Origin of the sequence: Pontibacter aydingkolensis (assembly GCF_019443125.1) — a bacterium.
Classification (GTDB): Bacteria; Bacteroidota; Bacteroidia; order Cytophagales; family Hymenobacteraceae; genus Pontibacter; species Pontibacter aydingkolensis.
Genome location: NZ_JAHYXK010000026.1, coordinates 25,169 through 42,309 on the forward strand (window position 1 = coordinate 25,169; position 17,141 = coordinate 42,309).

Here is a 17,141-nt window from a genome sequence, read left to right on the forward strand (position 1 = left end):
AAGCTACGTAAGCACTTTACCATATGGTAGAGGAACAGCATTTATACGAGGTAGCTATTACAAAACTGCCGGGTGTTGGCACTCAACTAACACGCCAACTGGTAAGTTATTGCGGCTCGCCTAAAGCGGTTTTTGAGGCTAATGCTGCTAAACTGAGCAAGATTCCGGGGGTTGGCACCGTATCGCTTAGGAATATACTTGAAGGCAGGAAGCAGGCACTATACCATGCTGAGGAAATTGTAAAACAGGCTGAAGCGCAGGATGTGCAGTTACTGTTTTATACTTCGCCAAAGTACCCCGACAGGCTTAAACAAATAGCCGACGCCCCTGCCCTTTTATACTTTCGTGGCAACGGAAACCTGAACCAGCGCCGCATTATAAGTATAGTTGGTACCAGGCAAATTACAAACTATGGTACCTCCGTCACAGAAAAGATCATCGAAAGCCTGAAGCCATACAATGCCTTAATTGTTAGCGGACTTGCCTATGGCGTGGATGTAGTGGCGCACAGAGCTGCAATACAGGCCGGCTTGCAAACTATTGGCGTTATGGCCAGTGGACCCGAAACAGTTTATCCAGCCGTTCACCGGAAGTATGCAGAGCGCATGCTTACGCAAGGTGGATTGCTCACCGAAAATTCCTTTGGCACCAGACCTGATGCTCCACGCTTCCCGGCACGAAACCGCATTATCGCCGGCATGTCGGACTGCACTATTGTTGTAGAAGCTGCCCTTAAAAGCGGTACTTTAATAACTGCTGATCTGGCCCATGGCTACGACAAAGAAGTAATGGCCGTGCCAGGGAATATTACCTCCCCGGTTTCAGAAGGCACCAATCACCTCATTAAATCATTAAAAGCAGTTGCCTATACTTCGGTGCAGGACCTAGTGGAGCTATTGAACTGGGACCTGCAGGATGAAGCAGCTGCCAAAAAGGTGAAACAACCCTCAGTCTTTAGTCCAGAAGAATTTACACCCGATGAGCTCAAGGTACTACAGGTGCTGCAACAGAACGGCGAAGAGCAAATGGATAACCTGAGTTGGAAGTCGCAGATTCCGGTTAGTATGCTGGCGTCGGTGTTGTTAGGTTTGGAGTTTAAAGGAATAGTTAAGGCCAAACCGGGTAAGAAATTTGCGCTTATTAGTTAAGAGTTATTGGTTGCTAGTTATTTATAATTAGTTTTTAGTTATTTGTTGTATGATGCCTATACACATGTTACGGGAGCGTGTGAGATTTAACAATCAACAATAAGCAGTCGACAATCAAAAACTCTTAACTAACAAAAATGCTGCTCTACAACGGCCAGTTTATACTTGAGAAGGATCTGAAATTGCCAATCTCTAACCGTGCCTTCCAGTACAATGATAGCTTTTTTGAGACGGTAATGGTGGTAGATGGTAAGCTGCGATTCTGGCAGGACCATGTGGATAGAATGCAGGAAGCAGCAGCAAGCCTGAAGTTAGAGTTACCCTTATACTTTACAGAAGGCACTATAGAGCAACAGTTATTACAATTGGCAGAACAAAACCAGGCTGTAAAGTATGGCCGGTTAAAATTGAAAGTATGGCGTGCCGGAGCAGGACTTTACACGCCTGAAGTAAATTCAGTTGATTGGCTTGCTACGGTGGCTCCTGCAGCACCTACTGCTTCTGAAAGTATAAGTATAGGTATTTGCCAAATTATAAATACAATCTACTCGCCTCTATCCCATTTTAAAGGGCCTAATGCACTTATTTATACTTTGGCGGGTATTGAGAAAAAGAACAGTAGCTACGATGATTTGCTGTTGCTTAACCCGCAGGGTGTGGTGTCCGAGCTTATCTCTTCCAACCTGTTCTGGTTAATACAGGATAAACTTTATACCCCTGCTCTTGATACAGGTTGTGTAAATGGCATTGCCCGGCGTAACATTATCAGGTGGTGCAGGCAAGCTGGAGTACCAGTGAAAGAAGTATACTTTAGCCCTGAAAGACTTTTTGAAGCTGATGTTTTGTTTGCAGCAAATGTTATAGGTATCAGGAAAATAAATTTATTGAAAGGAGTTATTTTAAAGTCTGAATCTTCTGATATCTTTAACAAAATTATGGATAAACATTTTATCCAGGCATAAAATCAGCAGTCTATTCTGTTACTTTATGGAAAAATAACACAAGATATAGTTGCTTTCTGTAATACATCTAGTGTTTTTGAATTTTGCATTCCTGTCTATAGCTTAGTCTTATGCTACTTTTGAGGTTCTCATAAACTTATATTCAGATAAATAAATACTTGTAAAAGTATATCTGCCCTAAGTATATCCCATGTTACCATTTGCATGCTAGTTTCCTGTTGCCTTTCTTATTAATACATTAATATTATAATGTATAATACCTAGCTATGAAAGCATCCACTTTCTAACGAAAGGCAAACATTAAATATTTCTCACCTTAAACAATCAATTATGAAACACTTTTACGTGTATGCGTCGGTTTTTCTATGTGGTTTACTCTGGAGTCCGTCTGCAGATGCCCAGGGCCAAAGCAAGATCAAGCAAAAGCTGGAAGCTGCCAATGGTACCCCTGCTTTTATTGAATTTAACACCCAAGCGGGTGCCCATCGTGCAGACCAGGCCACGGAAGTTCTAAAAACCTACCTCGACCTGTCTCCTTCTGATGTGATGAAAAAGGCAAAAACAGAGAAGGACGATATAGGATTTACACACCAGCGTTTTGAGCAATATTATAAAGGCATTAAAGTTGAACATGCTTCCTATATTGTTCACAGTAAGAATGGTGTGGTGCAGTCTATTAACGGCGACTTTAAAAAGATCAGCAACCTTAACACGCAGGCTACCCTGTCTGAAAAAGCTGCACTGGCTAATGCTTTGCAGTATGTTAATGCCCAAACGTACATGTGGCAGGTACCGGAGCAGGAAGCATGGGCTAAACAACTCGCTAACGATCCGAACGCCACCTTCTATCCAAAAGGTGAACTGGTGATCATTAAGAATGATTTTGCCAATACCAAAGAGAAGCAAGGCAAACCTGTGCTGGCTTACAAGTTTGACATTTATGCCCATAAGCCGGTAAGCCGCGATTATGTGTATGTAAATGCGCAGACCGGTGAAGTGGTTTTCAAAGATGCTATCATCAAGCACGCCACCGCAACAGGTACAGCTGCAACGCGCTACAGCGGCTCAAGGTCTATTACCACGGACAGTTACAACGGATCTTACCGCCTGCGTGAGTTTACCCGTGGCAACGGTATCGAAACGTACAACTGTAAAACAGGTACCAGCTATACCTCGGCTGTAGACTTTACCGATAACGATAATAACTGGACATCCGGCGAGTTTAACAACACAGCCAAAGACAATGCCGCACTCGATGCACATTGGGCTGCTCAGATGACCTACGACTACTTTAAGCTAAAGCACAATCGAAACAGTTTTGATAATGCTGGTGCCAAGATCAAAAGTTATGTACACTACGACAAAAACTACGAGAATGCGTTCTGGAATGGTTCTGTAATGACCTATGGCGACGGTGCCACACGCTTTGATGCGTTAACCAGTCTGGATGTGGGTGCCCACGAAATTGGCCATGCCGTTTGCTCTAATAGTGCCAACCTGGTATACCAGAACGAGTCAGGCGCCATGAACGAAGGTTTCTCCGATATCTGGGGAGCTGCCGTTGAATATTATGCCGCGCCTGAAAAATCAATCTGGCTGATAGGCGAAGACATAGATAAGCAGCGCCCTGCCCTTCGCTCTATGAGTGATCCTAACTCAGAAGGCCAGCCGGATACTTACAAAGGCGACATGTGGTACAGTGGTACGGGAGACAACGGCGGGGTGCACTACAATAGCGGTGTACTTAACCATTGGTTCTACGTACTTTCTGTAGGCAAGTCAGGCACCAACGATATCGGAAACAGCTACAGCGTGACCGGTATAGGTATTGATGCGGCTGCCAGAATTGCTTACCGCACCGAAACAGTTTACCTTACTTCCAACTCAGTGTATGCTGATGCCCGCACCTACTCTATACAGGCTGCCATAGACCTTTATGGAGCAGGTTCTGCACAAGTAATTCAGACTACGAACGCCTGGCATGCCGTTGGTATTGGTGGCAAGTATGGCGAAATATCCTACTGTACTTCTCAGGGCAATAACTCGTCTTATGAGTGGATCGCCAGTGTAAAAGTAGGAAGCTTCACCAAGACATCCACTGCTTCAGGATACTCTGATTTTACGGGTACTACTGTAAGCGTTAACGCAGGCAGTTCATATGCCATTACATTAACGCCGGGTTTTTCAGGCACAGCCTATAACGAGTACTGGAAGATCTGGATCGACTATAACAAAGACGGTGATTTTGATGATGCAGGCGAACTGGTGTTTAATGCCGGTGCGCTTAGCAAAACTGCAGTTAGCGGTACCATAGTTATCCCGTCCACTGCATCAGGCACAACCCGCATGCGTGTATCTATGAAGTATAATGGTGCCCAGACATCATGCGAATCGTTTGGCTACGGCGAGGTAGAGGATTACACTATTAGCATCTCGGGTGCAACTGCAACCTGTGCCGTTCCGGGTAGTCTTTCAGCTTCTAACGTTGGTTCATCTTCAGCTACGCTTAACTGGGGTGCTGTGTCGGGTGCATCAAGCTACAACGTGCGTTTCAGACCAACAGGTACTTCTACCTGGACGACGGGCAGCGTTACAAGCACATCAGCCAATGCAACTGGTTTAGCAGCAAGTACACAGTATGAGTTCCAGGTTAGCACCGTTTGCTCCGGGAGCAGCTCTGCCTACTCAGCTTCAGCTACCTTTACAACCACTGCGGCCTCGGTAACTTACTGTGCATCTAAAGGAAGCAACGCCAGTTACGAATGGATAGACCTGGTTCAGTTTGGTGGTATAAACAATTCTTCCGGCAGCGATGGCGGTTATAAAGACAATACTGCTTTAACCGGAACAGCCACGCGTGGTGGCAGCAGTACTATTTACATCAGCGCAGGCTTCTCCGGAACTGCTTACACAGAATACTGGAAAGTATGGATCGATTTTAACCAGAACGGAAGCTTCGATGATGCCGGCGAGTTAGTTGTGAGTGGTTCATCTTCGAGCAGCGGTACCCTAAGCGCTACTGTGAGTGTACCAACTACTGCCCTGCTTGGCAAAACGCACATGCGAGTTTCCATGAAGTATAACGCTGCCCAAACTTCGTGCGAAACATTTAGCTACGGCGAGGTAGAGGACTATAGCGTAAATATCGTGAATGCCCTTACAGCTTCTACGGCCAACAACGTGATGAAAGCTGAAACACTTGGAGATGAGTCCGGAAATGAGGTGATAGTATATCCAAACCCTGCCAGCTCATATATCCGCGTAAACACGCCTGCAGCACAAGCTACCGTTAAGGTGATGAGTGTAACAGGTGTTGAGCTTATCCGTGCCGATATAAAAGGCGGTGAGCAACGACTGGATATTTCTAAACTTCCAACAGGCATTTACATGGTAAGTATACATGATGGCCAGAAGGAAACTTATCAGCGAATTGTGAAGGAATAACCCTGATTAAAAGTATAAGCTAATGAGCAAACTCCCCGGCCATGCAGGTTGGGGAGTTTTGTTTTAAACTGTATGTACAACTTGTGAATTGTTATTTATTCCGCTTGTATAGCCTGATAAAAACAGCCTCATCCTTGAACTCTTTTATAACTACCCAGTTACTATTTAATTCTTCTAGTTCCTCATCGGTAAAATCGTTGAAGATATTTGAGTAGAAAATGTAGTCTTGTGTACTCAGATCTTTTGGCTCAAACTTCTCAGAACTGTTGCTTAGATCGGTTAGCTCAAAAGTGCGGAGGTTGGGATAAGCAGAACCTACCTCTGACACCGCAATATCATTCTCTTTGATATAGCTGATCATTTTATCCCGAAGGTGAAAGTATGGCAAATGAGCCAGCGTCCCATCCCAGCCTTTAGATAACCAATCCGGATACAGAGCGACAATATAATGGCCTGCCAAAAGCGATATAACAGTAAGACTATAGGCAACCAAGCGTTTAACTGATGAAATAAACTGAAGCAGATGTCCGAGCAGCAACAACATCAGCATAAACACAACAATATAATACCTGTGCGCAATAGGGTTTTGATAGAACACCACCACACCGCTGAGTATAACCAGAGGAGTAAAAATAAGTGCCAACAGCAGCACGGTATCACGCTGCACTTTTTTATACTTATAGGCCACTATTAAAAGTATAGCAAGTAGGATTAGCATCACAGCCTTGCCAAAGTCGGCAAAACGCCACCCGATAACTACCAGGTTTTTAATAAACCCGCCCAGCGACACAAGTTGAGAGCCCTGTCCCCAGTCGGAATCTTTGTTGTAGAATATCCAGCCAAAATGCTGATAGTGCAGTAATAGCCAAATGCACGTAACTATAAAGGAAGGGATATAGGCCGGTATTCTAGAGAGCAGTAGTTTAAATGTAAAACGTTCTTTTTTGCCTATAAGGCCTGCCAGCACATCAGAAGTATACAAGGCTATTACCAATATGGTGCCCCTTGGGCTTATCATGGCAATAAAAATAAGAGCCAAAGCCAGTACTGCTCTTTTACCACCAAGTATGCTATTAAGGCACAACAAGTATAAAAAGACAAGGATCACATCGGGGGCAACCTGGGTGGCCTGCGCCAGTAACGTAGGCTCCAGCAACACCAGCAGTAACACCCAGAAAGTATAACGTGGTTTCACAAACCTGCTGACAAGTATATAAGCCTGTAAAACGATACCTATTAGAAAAGGAAGTATAAGCACATGGCTAACCAAAAGCGTTTTGCCGAAAAGTTTCCAACCCAAAGCCAGGTACATACCAAATAAAGGCGGGTAACCAGCCAGTTCATCCGGTACAAACAGGTGCTTAAAATCTGTAGTATAGTACCAGTTTGCATAGCCGGAGCCAAGTACGATGCTGTCCCAGAAAAACCCGTTGTTCCTGACTAAAAAAGTTAAGACTATGAAGAACAGAATGAATGGGAATGTTTGCTTAAGAGTTGTCAATTTTAGGTGTACTTATAAATATGGGTAGAATTATAAGCTCTGGCTGTTTTGGTGTATCTAACACTATTACAAGATTTTGCTTTATCCACTGGGCTGCCTCTGAAAGGTATTGTCGATGTGGAAAGGCTTAAATAAATTTATTGCGGTAGCAAGAAGCCAAAAAGTATAATGTAATCTTTACATGTAGTTTGACTGTTGTACGCTTTAAGATTCACTCCCCTGATAGTTGGTATAAAAATTCTTCGAAGATAAGAAATTAGCCTAATCCTGTTACAAGTTATTTAAAGTATGAAGTATAGACCATGATTGCTTCGGAAATCTCTTACTTATATTAAAACCAAAAGAGGCAAAGGATAAGCCCTCTGCCTCTTTTGGTATAATTTAAAATACTTGCTTACTTCTTCTGCTTCTGCGGATACCACTCTCTTAGCCTCACCTCAATATTCTTATCCTTTTCATTCACCATTTTCTTGAAATCTGCCACGTCTGCCAGACCCTCGGTACCTCGATAATGGTATGGGTAAACAATTTTAGGCTTAAACTCCAGCACAGCACTGGCTGCTTGGTTAATGTCCATGGTATAGGGCAGGTTCATGCTTACAAAGGCCACGTCAATGTTCTTCAGTTCGCGCATTTCCTTTATGTCTTCGGTGTCGCCGGAGATGTATACCTGCCTACCTCCTATAGTTAGTATATACCCATTACCCCTGCCTTTCGGATGGCGTGAATCCTCGGTTTCGGGCAGGTTATACATGGGTATGGCTTTAATCTGGATATTGTGCTGCGAAGTTGTTTCGCCATTGTTGATAACAACAGCCTGATCTTTATACTTTTCAGGTAGCTTATCGGCCACTGCTTGTGGTACTACTATTTTTACCCCGGATGTTTCTATCGCATCCAGTGTCTTTGGGTCCATGTGGTCGCCGTGGATGTCGGTGATAAGTATAAGGTCTGGTTTGCTGATGCCCTTATACATTTCAGCTCCGCCATAAGGGTCAACGTAAATGGTTTTGCCATTCCACTTAAGTACAACCGAGCCATGTGTGATGGGTTGTACCAAAAGGGCTCCTTTGTTCGTTTTTATTTGGTCTGGAGAGGGCTTCTTTTGCTGCTGCGCTTGCGGCTTCTGGGCATTTAACTGCATAAAAGCCAGCAGAAGTATAACCGATAAAAATGCTTTTAACTTCATAGTTACATCAAGTATAGTTTATACTCTTAAACTGGTATTTAAGCGTAAAGTTTAGGGAGATATCGGTAAGTATAAGTTTAAAAAGAGAAAAGTATAAAGGAAATTAAAATATCTTCATTTCTTAAAGTTTGATTAAGCATTATATCAATGTATCTGCCGATAGTTTAATATCAATATAGTTTATGTAGAGCTTATTCAAATAGTTCGTCTATTTCAATTGTACCATTCAATATCATTTTTAGGTATAATAAATCTTTATAATTCACCTCTTCAAGCTGATTTATTAATTCATCTCTTTCTGTTATTTGATTATTATAATGGTAAGCAATAGCCAAATTACCTAGAATCCCAAGAGAGCTTTTAGGCTTAATTGAGCGCTTTGCTTTTTCGCCTAATTCAACAGCTTTTGAATAGTTTTTTTCTTTTAATTCAAGTATTAACAGACTCGAATAAGCTTCTGGGTTTGTAGGATTTAGTTTTAAAGCAGCATAATATTTTTCTCTAGCTTTATCGTATTCCCCCCTCATTCTAGCAATTACACCAAGCCCAACTAATGCTCTATCATCATTTGGATTTATTTCAAGACCTTTTATATAGGCTATCTCTGCATTGATGGTGTCATACAATTCTATATTAACTGATCCAAGGAATGTCCTCATTCCCTCTGCTTTTGGATTTTCTTCTAAATATGTCTCAAGCTCTTTTTTGCATTGTTCAAATTCACCTTTGTAATACAATTCTACAATTTCCTTTTTCTTTTGTTTTTCAGGATATTTATAGATTTGGTATACAATACCTAATGAAATCATTAGTCCAATTACAACATTGCGTTTATTTTTCATTTTAATAAATGCTGTTTTAAATTTATTGTATAAATGTTACTATGATGTTTATCTGAACCATGTGAGTACTAATCAATCTATTTAAACCTACACCGCCACTGGTGCCTTAATTGCCGGATGTGGATTATAGTTTACCAATTCAAAATCTTCAAACTTAAATCCGAAAATATTCTTTACCTCTGGGTTTATAAGCATGGTTGGTAAAGTGCGTGGCTCACGGGTAAGCTGTAGTTGTGCCTGCTCCAGGTGGTTTAAGTATAAATGGGTATCTCCGCCCGTCCAGATAAACTCGCCTGGCTCCAGGCCTGTTACTTGCGCCATCATCAGTACCAGTAAGGCATATGAAGCAATGTTAAACGGCACACCCAGGAACACATCAGCAGAACGCTGGTACAGCTGGCACGACAGTTTACCTTCAGCTACATAAAACTGGTAAAAGGCATGGCAAGGCGGCAGCTTCATGTTTTCGATCTCGGCAACGTTCCAGGCACTTACAATTATGCGTCGTGAATCAGGGTTGTTCTTTAGCTGGTTGACTACCTGCGTGATCTGGTCTATGTGGCGGCCGTCAGGGGTTGGCCAGCTACGCCACTGCGAGCCATAAACAGGACCTAGGTTGCCATTCTCATCTGCCCACTCGTCCCAAATGCTTACACCATTTTCTTTCAGGTAAGCTATGTTTGTGTCTCCTTTCAAAAACCAGAGCAACTCATGTATAATAGACTTTAAGTGCACCTTTTTTGTGGTTACCAACGGAAAGCCATCAGCGAGGTTAAAGCGCATCTGGTAGCCAAAAACACTTAATGTACCCGTTCCTGTTCTGTCTTCCTTCTTCACTCCGTTATCAAGAATGTGCTGCATCAAGTCTAAATACTGCTTCATGTGTTTATTGCTGGGTTAAGTTTTTTGTGAGACGTTAAAGATAGACCAGTATTAGCAGGATTAAAAGAGTATGGGCAGGTTTTCTTATCTTACCATAGCCCTCCCCTAATAACAGTGGAGGATAAGAAGTTAGCCTGTTGCCAAAGTTTGGGTTTGTTAGCAACTGTTAAACACCCCTCTTCGCCCCCTACAAAGGGGACATTCTACCGTTGCTTTAGCTGGTGCATAGAGTTCTATAGTTGCAGTTTTAACACAACCCTACCCCTCTCAAGAGCAGAGCCGTTTCATTCTCTTTTATTCTGTCATCCTGAAAGGATCTTGGTTGCTGGGAGTATAGCTTAACCTCCTAGCAACCAATTTTCTTTACAGAATGTCAGAAGTTTTTGACCTCTTTTTATCAGAATGAAACGGCCCTACTCTCAAGAGGGGAATTTTCTGCTGTTGCTTTAGCAACCTTACATTTTTATAGTTCACTGTATTGAGCGGACAGGTCGCGACCTGTCCCTACTGAAATTTATTGCGAAAAAAAGTCGAAGCTTGTCGGTTCAATTTAGTTAATAAACAAGCTATCGAAATCTATCAGTCTATGGGTTAAGCGCCTTGTAGGTTTCCGGTGCCGCTAGGCATTGCGACGTTAGGAGCAAAGGAAAGATACACAGCGCGATGCCCAAAGACGGGGCCTTGCGGCCCAGGAGCAAGCCAAGGCAGCTATAAAACTATAAGCAAGTAAGACTGAGGAACAGCGGCTGCTAGAAATGAAGGCAGGAAAACTATACACGAAGCAGCAACAACAGCTAAAAACAAAAAAGCCTTCTGCTTTGGCAAAAGGCTTCTCATATAGCATCAAAGTATAAACTACTGCGCTTTTTTAACTTCTTTCGTTGCATCAGCTTTAGCAGCATCAGGCTTTACGCAGCAAGACTTTGCAGGTGTTGCACCAGTAGATGCTGTCGCCTCTTTTGTCATGTGGCAGCTTTCATCTTTGGCAGCTGCTTTTTTGCCTTTTTTAGATTTTTTAGTGGCGTGTTCCATAGTGCATTTACCGCCTTCACAGGCCATGGCAGGTGCAGCTGATCCTAGCAAACCAACTACCGCTAATGCTAAAATAACTTTCTTCATACGTGCAGGCGTTAAATATCCTTTAAACAAAACAAACTACCTTTAGTTTCTCATTCGTAAATGTACAAACATTGTGCATTTCGCCAAATGATAAATATAAGTTATTAAATTACCTTGAACTACCGAAAACTAAGTTACCTGGTACTGCTCGCCGTAGCCATACTTACGGTGGCAAGTGTATACTTTGCCTCCCGGTTACGCTTCGATTATAATTTCGATAACTTTTTCCCGAAAGGCGACCCCGACCTGTCTTATTATTTTGAGTACCGCGATAAGTTTGGCAACGATAACGACTACCTACTGATCGGCCTGGACAACAACAATTCAAGCCTTTTCGACCAGCAGTTTCTGACCAAAGTAGACAGCCTTACCTACTTTTTGCAGCGCCAGCCGCACGTCGAGTCGGTGCTTTCTCCTACTACTGTTAAGAGCCCGGTAATCGAAGCGTTTGGCTATTTTGAGATCCCATACCTGCACGTAGAAGAGCCAGAGCGTTATGCGCAGGATTCTGTAATGATCTATACTTCCAAGGAGCTGGTCGGTACGATCTTTTCGGAAGATGCTAGATCAGTATCGCTATTTGTGCAGACATCCGATAACCTGAGCAAGCCGGACAGCGACACCTTAATGGCCGCACTTAACCAGAAACTGGCCCAACTGGATTTACCTGATCATCATATTGCAGGTAAGGCCTTGGCACAGTCTGTGTTTGTGGAGAAGATGAAAATAGAACTGGCCATTTTCATGTCGGCTTCTATCCTGCTGGTTATAATTTTTCTTTGGATCACTTTCCGGACGTTTTGGGGTGTGCTGGTCCCGTTGGTGGTTGTGCTGCTCTCTGTTATCTGGAGCCTGGGCGTGATGGGCCTTTTTGATAAACCTATTGATATCATGACGGTGCTGCTGCCTACCATCATGTTTGTGGTGGGCATGTCAGACGTGATCCATATCCTATCGCGGTACATGACCGAGATAAGCCACGGAGCCGAGAAAATACCTGCCCTCAAGGTAACCCTGAAAGAAGTTGGCCTGGCTACGCTGCTAACTTCTGTTACCACGGCTGTCGGCTTTTTAACGCTGCTTACAACTGCCATTACACCAATTCGCAACTTTGGTTTGTTTACGGCCATTTCTATCGGGCTGGCGTTTATACTCGCTTTTTCAGTATTGCCTGCCATTTTGCTACTCATCAAAAAGCCAAACCCTGTTAAAGCACGCAAAGTAAATCTCTCATGGCCTGTGCTGCTTAGCCGCATGCTTATGTTTGTTTTCCGGAAACCTGGGTTTATACTTTCAGTTAGTGCACTGGTTACAATCGTCAGCCTGGTTGGCATTAGTATGATAAAGGTGGATACAACACTGTTGGAAGACCTCGGCGACGAAGACCCCATTATACTTGACTTTAAGTACTTCGAAGACAAATTCTCCGGCGTACGCCCTTTTGAGTTACACCTGATGGCCGCCCCGGGACATACTTTATATGATTATGAGGTACTTCAGGAGATCGATAAATTGGAGACTTATCTTTACAACACCTATGGCCTAAATTTTATAACCTCACCTGCTACTGTTGTAAAAACCATAAACCGTGCTCAGAGCGGCGGACTGAACGAGTATTACACATTACCCGCAAGCCCGCAGCAGATGCAAAGTATAAAGCGGCGCTTGCAGGCTTTCAAAAACCGCAGCGAGTTGCGCAGCATGATAACTCCTGATGCCACAGAAGGCCGCCTCTCCGGCAAAATGACCGACATCGGAAGCGCTAAAGCCACCGTGCTGAACGACTCCCTCAGAAGCTTTATCAACCAGAACATAAACCCAAACTATCTACAGACACGCCTGACAGGCAGTGCTCTTCTGCTGGACAAGAACAACGAATACGTAACCAAAAACATGATGCAGGGCCTGCTGATTGCCTTTGGGGTGATAGCACTGATAGTAGGCTTTATATTCAGGTCAGTTAAGATGGTGTTGATTTCGCTGGTGCCCAACTTGATTCCATTGCTAATGATAGGCGGTATAATGGGTTTTATGGGTATTAACATGACCGTTTCAGTATCTATTGTGTTTACCATAGCCTTTGGTATTGCCGTAGATGACACCATCCACTACCTGAGCAAATTAAAACTGGAGCTCAGCGCTGGCCGTCCGTTACTGTATGCTATTAAGCGAACCACAATCTCCGCCGGTAAAGCCATCATCATTACGTCCTGTATACTTATGGGCGGTTTCATGACGCTTGTGCTCTCTACTTTCGATGCCACTTATTATGTTGGATTGTTTGTAAGCCTTACCTTACTTTTTGCAGTTGTGGCAGATTTATATTTGTTGCCCGTTCTGATTTTGTATTTTTACAATCCGCGCAAAAAAGAGGAGCGTTAACAGAATAAGATGCCCATATTTGCGTGTTACTTGTGAGACTTATTTTTTGGAGTGTATGATGAAGCGGTTTTTTGTTGCAGTATGGCTTTGCTTTAGTATAGTAAGTGTACAGGCCCAGGACCAGGAGAAAAAACAGGTACAGGACGATAAACTGACGCGCCTGATGGAAGAGCGAGAGCAGTTGGTTATGGAATACCAGTACTACAACCAGCAGAACAGTAATTTCTGGGGTAAAAAGTCCAAGAACGACCTGCTGAGCATTATCGAAACCCTCAAAAAAATCATTAACAAAGACACCGAGCTTATTGCCGCCATTAAAGAGGCAAGTATAAAAAAGATTGCTGCCAGCACCGTAGAAACGCAGCGCGAAGGAAAAATAGTACGCGAAGACCAGCGCATCATCGATGCCCGCTTTGCTAACCTGCAGAGCCAGGTAAAAACCGTACAATCCCAGATAAAGAAGCGTGAACGCACCATTAAGGATCTGGAAGAGCAACTGGCATCATCATCAGAACTGCGTTATGGTAAAGATAAGGTTATATCTATAATGGCAGTGGCATGTTTTATACTGCTGCTGTACGCTGTTTTTCTGCAGGTGCGTTTAGGTAAAGCAAAAGCTGCCGCTGTAAAACCAAGAGCACGCAAAAAAGTATAAGTATAAACTGCTAAGCTGAATGCTGTTAGCGGCGGCTTTGGTATACTTTGATCGCAGATTAATAGCACAATTCAAGAAAAAAAATGTTAAAGAGGCTGGCGTTTACAAACCAGCCTTTTTTTGTTAGGATACATGAGCGAAATATTATTAGAGTTAAAGCAGGTACAGGAACTGCTTAAGATAGAGCAGGAAGAAGATCGCCAGCAATACAAGATCAAAAGCCTTAAAAGCACGATTGCCGAGCGTAAGGCCATGGGCTTTTGCTGGTATCCTGTTACCATTGCCAAAGAAGAGATCGGCTTTGGCAGCAAAGTGGTCATTGAACTGGAGCGTACCAAAGACCGGGACCAACTGCACCTGTTTCAGGCGGGTAAAACGGCGGCATTGTTCAGTAACACCGGCGAGCGCCAAACACTTAATGGTGTGATTGTAGGTATAAAGCGCAACAAAGTTATACTTGCCACCAACCGCGAAGACCTTCCCGACTGGGTAGATGACGGCCGTCTGGGCCTTGACCTGACCTTTGATGAAATGAGCTATCGGGAAATGGAGATAGCCATGCGTAAAGTGATGGAAGCTTACAAGACCAGGCTGGCTGAACTGCGTGATATACTTTTAGGCGACTCCACTGCCCGCTTTACAGACGACACCATGAGTTCGATTCCTGTACTAAACCCGTCGCAGAACGAGGCGGTGCGCAAAATAGTACAGGCTAAGGATGTGGTGATCATACACGGGCCTCCGGGTACAGGCAAAACCACCACGCTGGTGCAGGCCATACTTAAAACACTGGAAACGCAGAAGCGACTTTTAGTAACTGCCCCCTCCAATACAGCTGTAGACCTGCTCACGGAGAAACTGGCTAACGAAGGGGTTAACGTCATTCGTATTGGTAATCCGTCGAGGGTGTCTGACGTGCTGCTGGAGCATACGCTGGATGCCCAGATCATGAGTCACCGTTCTTACAAAAGCCTGAAAGATTACCGCAAAACAGCCGAAGAATATAAGCGAATGGCCTACCAGTACAAGCGCCAGTTCGGACGTGAGGAGCGTGCCCAGCGCCAGTTCTTTAAAGCTGAAAGCCATCGTATGCTGGTAGAAGCGGATCGTATTGAGGAATACATTACCGAGGACCTGCTAAATCATGTGCAGGTAATTACCTGTACTTTGGTAGGCGCAGCAAATAAAGCCATCCGCCACCTGGAGTATGATACCGTTTTTATTGATGAAGCAGCACAGGCCCTGGAGCCGGCCTGCTGGGTTCCGATAACCCGGGCAAAGCGTGTAGTGCTGGCCGGTGACCATTGCCAGTTGCCGCCTACTGTAAAATCGTTTGAGGCCGAGAAAGGTGGCTTAGGTAAAACACTTTTTGAAAAATGCATTGATCGCCAGTCCAACGTAGCCGTGATGCTGAAAACGCAATATCGCATGCACCACCATATTATGGAGTTCTCTAACCAGCAATTTTACCACAGCGAGTTAATGGCCCACGAAAGCGTGCACAGCAGCGATTTGCATGAATTTAACGCACACTTCCCTCCCGGCCTGGCTGTAGAATTTGTAGACACTGCCGGTTGTGGCTATAACGAAGTACTAAACCCAGAGGCCCAAAGCTCTGCCAACCCGGACGAGGCCGACCTGCTGCTGAACCACCTGGTGCATCTGCTTAAAAACTACACCCATGCCGATGAAGAAGTAGAGCACCTGCGTATTGGTGTAATTGCGCCTTATCGTGCCCAGATAAATTACCTGGAGGATAAAGTAGAGCATATTCCGCACCTGCACGAGTTAAGGCAAAAGCGGCATTTGTCGGTTGGTACGGTAGATAGTTTCCAGGGGCAGGAGCGCGATATTATTTACATAAGCATGACGCGCAGCAACGAGCAGGGCGAAATCGGATTTCTGGCTGATATCCGACGCATGAATGTAGCCATGACTCGTGCCAAGAAAAAGCTGGTTATTGTTGGCGACAGTGCGACCCTAAGCCAGCACCCGTTCTATGCCGCCTTCCTGGCGTATGCAGAAAGTATAAACGCTTATCGCAGTGCCTGGGAATTAACAGAATTAATGCCATAGCGATATCAATTACCCGGAAAGTATAATATAGATTAGACGAAGGCCTATATTTTTAGTACCTTTCTGAAATCGTGAAATCAAAACTCTAAAAGATGAAAATAGAGAAAAACAAAGTGGTTTCGCTCACCTACGAGCTAAGAATTTTAGACGAGAACGGTGAGCAGAGCCTGGTTGAAACAGCCAATGAAGAGCATCCGATGGTATTTATATATGGCATGAGCGGCTTGCCTGATCAGTTTGAAGACAGCCTTGCCGGCATGAGCGAAGGCGATGAATTTGATTTTAAACTGGATTCGGAAGAAGGTTACGGTGATGTTAACGCTGATGCTATTGTTGACCTTCCGTTATCAGTTTTCCAGGTGGAAGGCGCTATACCTGATAACATGCTGGAAGTAGGTAATTTTATTCCTATGACTGACAGCGAAGGCAACCAATTACAGGGCCGCGTGAAAGAAGTGAAAGATGATGCCATTACCATGGACTTTAACCACCCGCTTGCTGGTAAAGAGTTATACTTTAAGGGCAAAGTAGCCAAAGTGCGTGAGGCAACTCAGGAAGAGCTAGACCACGGCCACGTACACGGCGAAGGCGGTGTGCATCACTAAGGACTAGGATTAAAGTGATTTGACCGCAGATTAATCAGGATTAAATTGATTTGTGGGATTTTCTCTTGGTTAATATTTTAAACAAAAAGCACAGGTTTAATGCCTGTGCTTTTTGTTTTTACACAGTAACGTATCCAACCACCCCTAACCCCTCCTTATCCAAGGCGGGGAACTTTACTTACCACTCATACTGCCAATTCAATAGCCTCATTTTGGAGTTGCTACCTTTATCCGGACATTAAGTTAAGCGAAAATTTAATACCTTAACGCTATGTCACAAGAGAGAAGAAGATTTGACAAGGAGTTCAAGCTGATGGCCGTTGAGCTCAGCAAGAG

The 17,141-nt window shown here is 44.0% G+C and carries 12 protein-coding genes; 7 read left to right on the forward strand and 5 right to left on the reverse strand.

Translation table 11 applies throughout. The features are described from left to right. Nucleotides 1-23 precede the first annotated feature (23 nt). The 3 genes from dprA (at nucleotide 24) to K0O23_RS18610 (ending at nucleotide 5,554) form a co-directional block, all read left to right on the forward strand. A complete protein-coding gene (dprA, locus tag K0O23_RS18600) occupies nucleotides 24-1,148 on the forward strand; it encodes a DNA-processing protein DprA (protein ID WP_219878961.1) in 1,125 nt (374 codons plus the stop codon). Nucleotides 1,149-1,285: 137 nt separating this feature from the next. Further along, a complete protein-coding gene (locus K0O23_RS18605) occupies nucleotides 1,286-2,110 on the forward strand; it encodes an aminotransferase class IV (RefSeq protein WP_219878962.1) in 825 nt (274 codons plus the stop codon). 330 nt (nucleotides 2,111-2,440) lie between these two features. Beyond that, nucleotides 2,441-5,554, forward strand: a complete 3,114-nt coding sequence (locus tag K0O23_RS18610) for a M4 family metallopeptidase (RefSeq protein ID WP_219878963.1) — start codon at nucleotides 2,441-2,443, stop codon at nucleotides 5,552-5,554. 91 nt (nucleotides 5,555-5,645) lie between these two features. Here K0O23_RS18610 and K0O23_RS18615 read toward each other — a convergent pair whose 3' ends face one another. The 5 genes from K0O23_RS18615 to K0O23_RS18635 all read right to left on the reverse strand — a co-directional run bounded on the left by K0O23_RS18615 (nucleotide 5,646) and on the right by K0O23_RS18635 (nucleotide 11,087). Then, complete coding sequence (locus tag K0O23_RS18615; protein WP_219878964.1) at nucleotides 5,646-7,055, reverse strand: hypothetical protein; 1,410 nt, start codon at nucleotides 7,053-7,055, stop codon at nucleotides 5,646-5,648. Nucleotides 7,056-7,449: 394 nt separating this feature from the next. Continuing rightward, on the reverse strand, nucleotides 7,450-8,244 hold the full coding sequence (locus K0O23_RS18620) for an MBL fold metallo-hydrolase (RefSeq protein WP_219878965.1): 795 nt from the start codon (nucleotides 8,242-8,244) through the stop codon (nucleotides 7,450-7,452). A 191-nt stretch (nucleotides 8,245-8,435) separates the two neighbouring features. Then, nucleotides 8,436-9,086: a tetratricopeptide repeat protein gene (locus K0O23_RS18625; RefSeq protein ID WP_219878966.1), complete on the reverse strand. Its 651-nt coding sequence runs from the start codon at nucleotides 9,084-9,086 to the stop codon at nucleotides 8,436-8,438. Between the two features lie 87 nt (nucleotides 9,087-9,173). Continuing rightward, nucleotides 9,174-9,968 carry a thymidylate synthase gene (locus tag K0O23_RS18630; RefSeq protein WP_219878967.1) on the reverse strand — a complete coding sequence of 265 codons (795 nt, stop codon included), beginning with the start codon at nucleotides 9,966-9,968 and terminating at the stop codon, nucleotides 9,174-9,176. A gap of 855 nt (nucleotides 9,969-10,823) precedes the next feature. After that, entirely contained in the window at nucleotides 10,824-11,087 is a 264-nt protein-coding gene (locus K0O23_RS18635; protein WP_219878968.1) for a hypothetical protein, read from the reverse strand. Between the two features lie 114 nt (nucleotides 11,088-11,201). On the opposite strand from K0O23_RS18635, the gene K0O23_RS18640 reads away from it, so the two are divergent. The 4 genes from K0O23_RS18640 to K0O23_RS18655 all read left to right on the forward strand — a co-directional run bounded on the left by K0O23_RS18640 (nucleotide 11,202) and on the right by K0O23_RS18655 (nucleotide 16,805). Next, nucleotides 11,202-13,469 carry an efflux RND transporter permease subunit gene (locus tag K0O23_RS18640; RefSeq protein ID WP_219878969.1) on the forward strand — a complete coding sequence of 756 codons (2,268 nt, stop codon included), beginning with the start codon at nucleotides 11,202-11,204 and terminating at the stop codon, nucleotides 13,467-13,469. Nucleotides 13,470-13,524: 55 nt separating this feature from the next. Then, entirely contained in the window at nucleotides 13,525-14,124 is a 600-nt protein-coding gene (locus K0O23_RS18645) for a hypothetical protein (protein ID WP_219878970.1), read from the forward strand. A 132-nt stretch (nucleotides 14,125-14,256) separates the two neighbouring features. Continuing rightward, the gene (locus K0O23_RS18650) at nucleotides 14,257-16,200 is read left to right on the forward strand and encodes an AAA domain-containing protein (protein WP_219878971.1); all 1,944 of its coding nucleotides are present in this window, start codon (nucleotides 14,257-14,259) and stop codon (nucleotides 16,198-16,200) included. A gap of 92 nt (nucleotides 16,201-16,292) precedes the next feature. Next, the gene (locus K0O23_RS18655) at nucleotides 16,293-16,805 is read left to right on the forward strand and encodes an FKBP-type peptidyl-prolyl cis-trans isomerase (RefSeq protein ID WP_219878972.1); all 513 of its coding nucleotides are present in this window, start codon (nucleotides 16,293-16,295) and stop codon (nucleotides 16,803-16,805) included. Nucleotides 16,806-17,141: the final 336 nt, after the last annotated feature.

Bases quoted from the DNA above. Each gene is read 5' to 3' on its own strand.
- K0O23_RS18650 (WP_219878971.1), top strand. From the start codon at position 14,257: ATGAGCGAAATATTATTAGAGTTAAAGCAGGTACAGGAACTGCTTAAG.
- K0O23_RS18635 (WP_219878968.1), bottom strand. From the start codon at position 11,087: ATGAAGAAAGTTATTTTAGCATTAGCGGTAGTTGGTTTGCTAGGATCA.
- K0O23_RS18655 (WP_219878972.1), top strand. From the start codon at position 16,293: ATGAAAATAGAGAAAAACAAAGTGGTTTCGCTCACCTACGAGCTAAGA.
- K0O23_RS18645 (WP_219878970.1), top strand. From the start codon at position 13,525: ATGATGAAGCGGTTTTTTGTTGCAGTATGGCTTTGCTTTAGTATAGTA.
- K0O23_RS18610 (WP_219878963.1), top strand. From the start codon at position 2,441: ATGAAACACTTTTACGTGTATGCGTCGGTTTTTCTATGTGGTTTACTC.
- K0O23_RS18620 (WP_219878965.1), bottom strand. From the start codon at position 8,244: ATGAAGTTAAAAGCATTTTTATCGGTTATACTTCTGCTGGCTTTTATG.
- dprA (WP_219878961.1), top strand. From the start codon at position 24: ATGGTAGAGGAACAGCATTTATACGAGGTAGCTATTACAAAACTGCCG.
- K0O23_RS18625 (WP_219878966.1), bottom strand. From the start codon at position 9,086: ATGAAAAATAAACGCAATGTTGTAATTGGACTAATGATTTCATTAGGT.
- K0O23_RS18630 (WP_219878967.1), bottom strand. From the start codon at position 9,968: ATGAAGCAGTATTTAGACTTGATGCAGCACATTCTTGATAACGGAGTG.
- K0O23_RS18605 (WP_219878962.1), top strand. From the start codon at position 1,286: ATGCTGCTCTACAACGGCCAGTTTATACTTGAGAAGGATCTGAAATTG.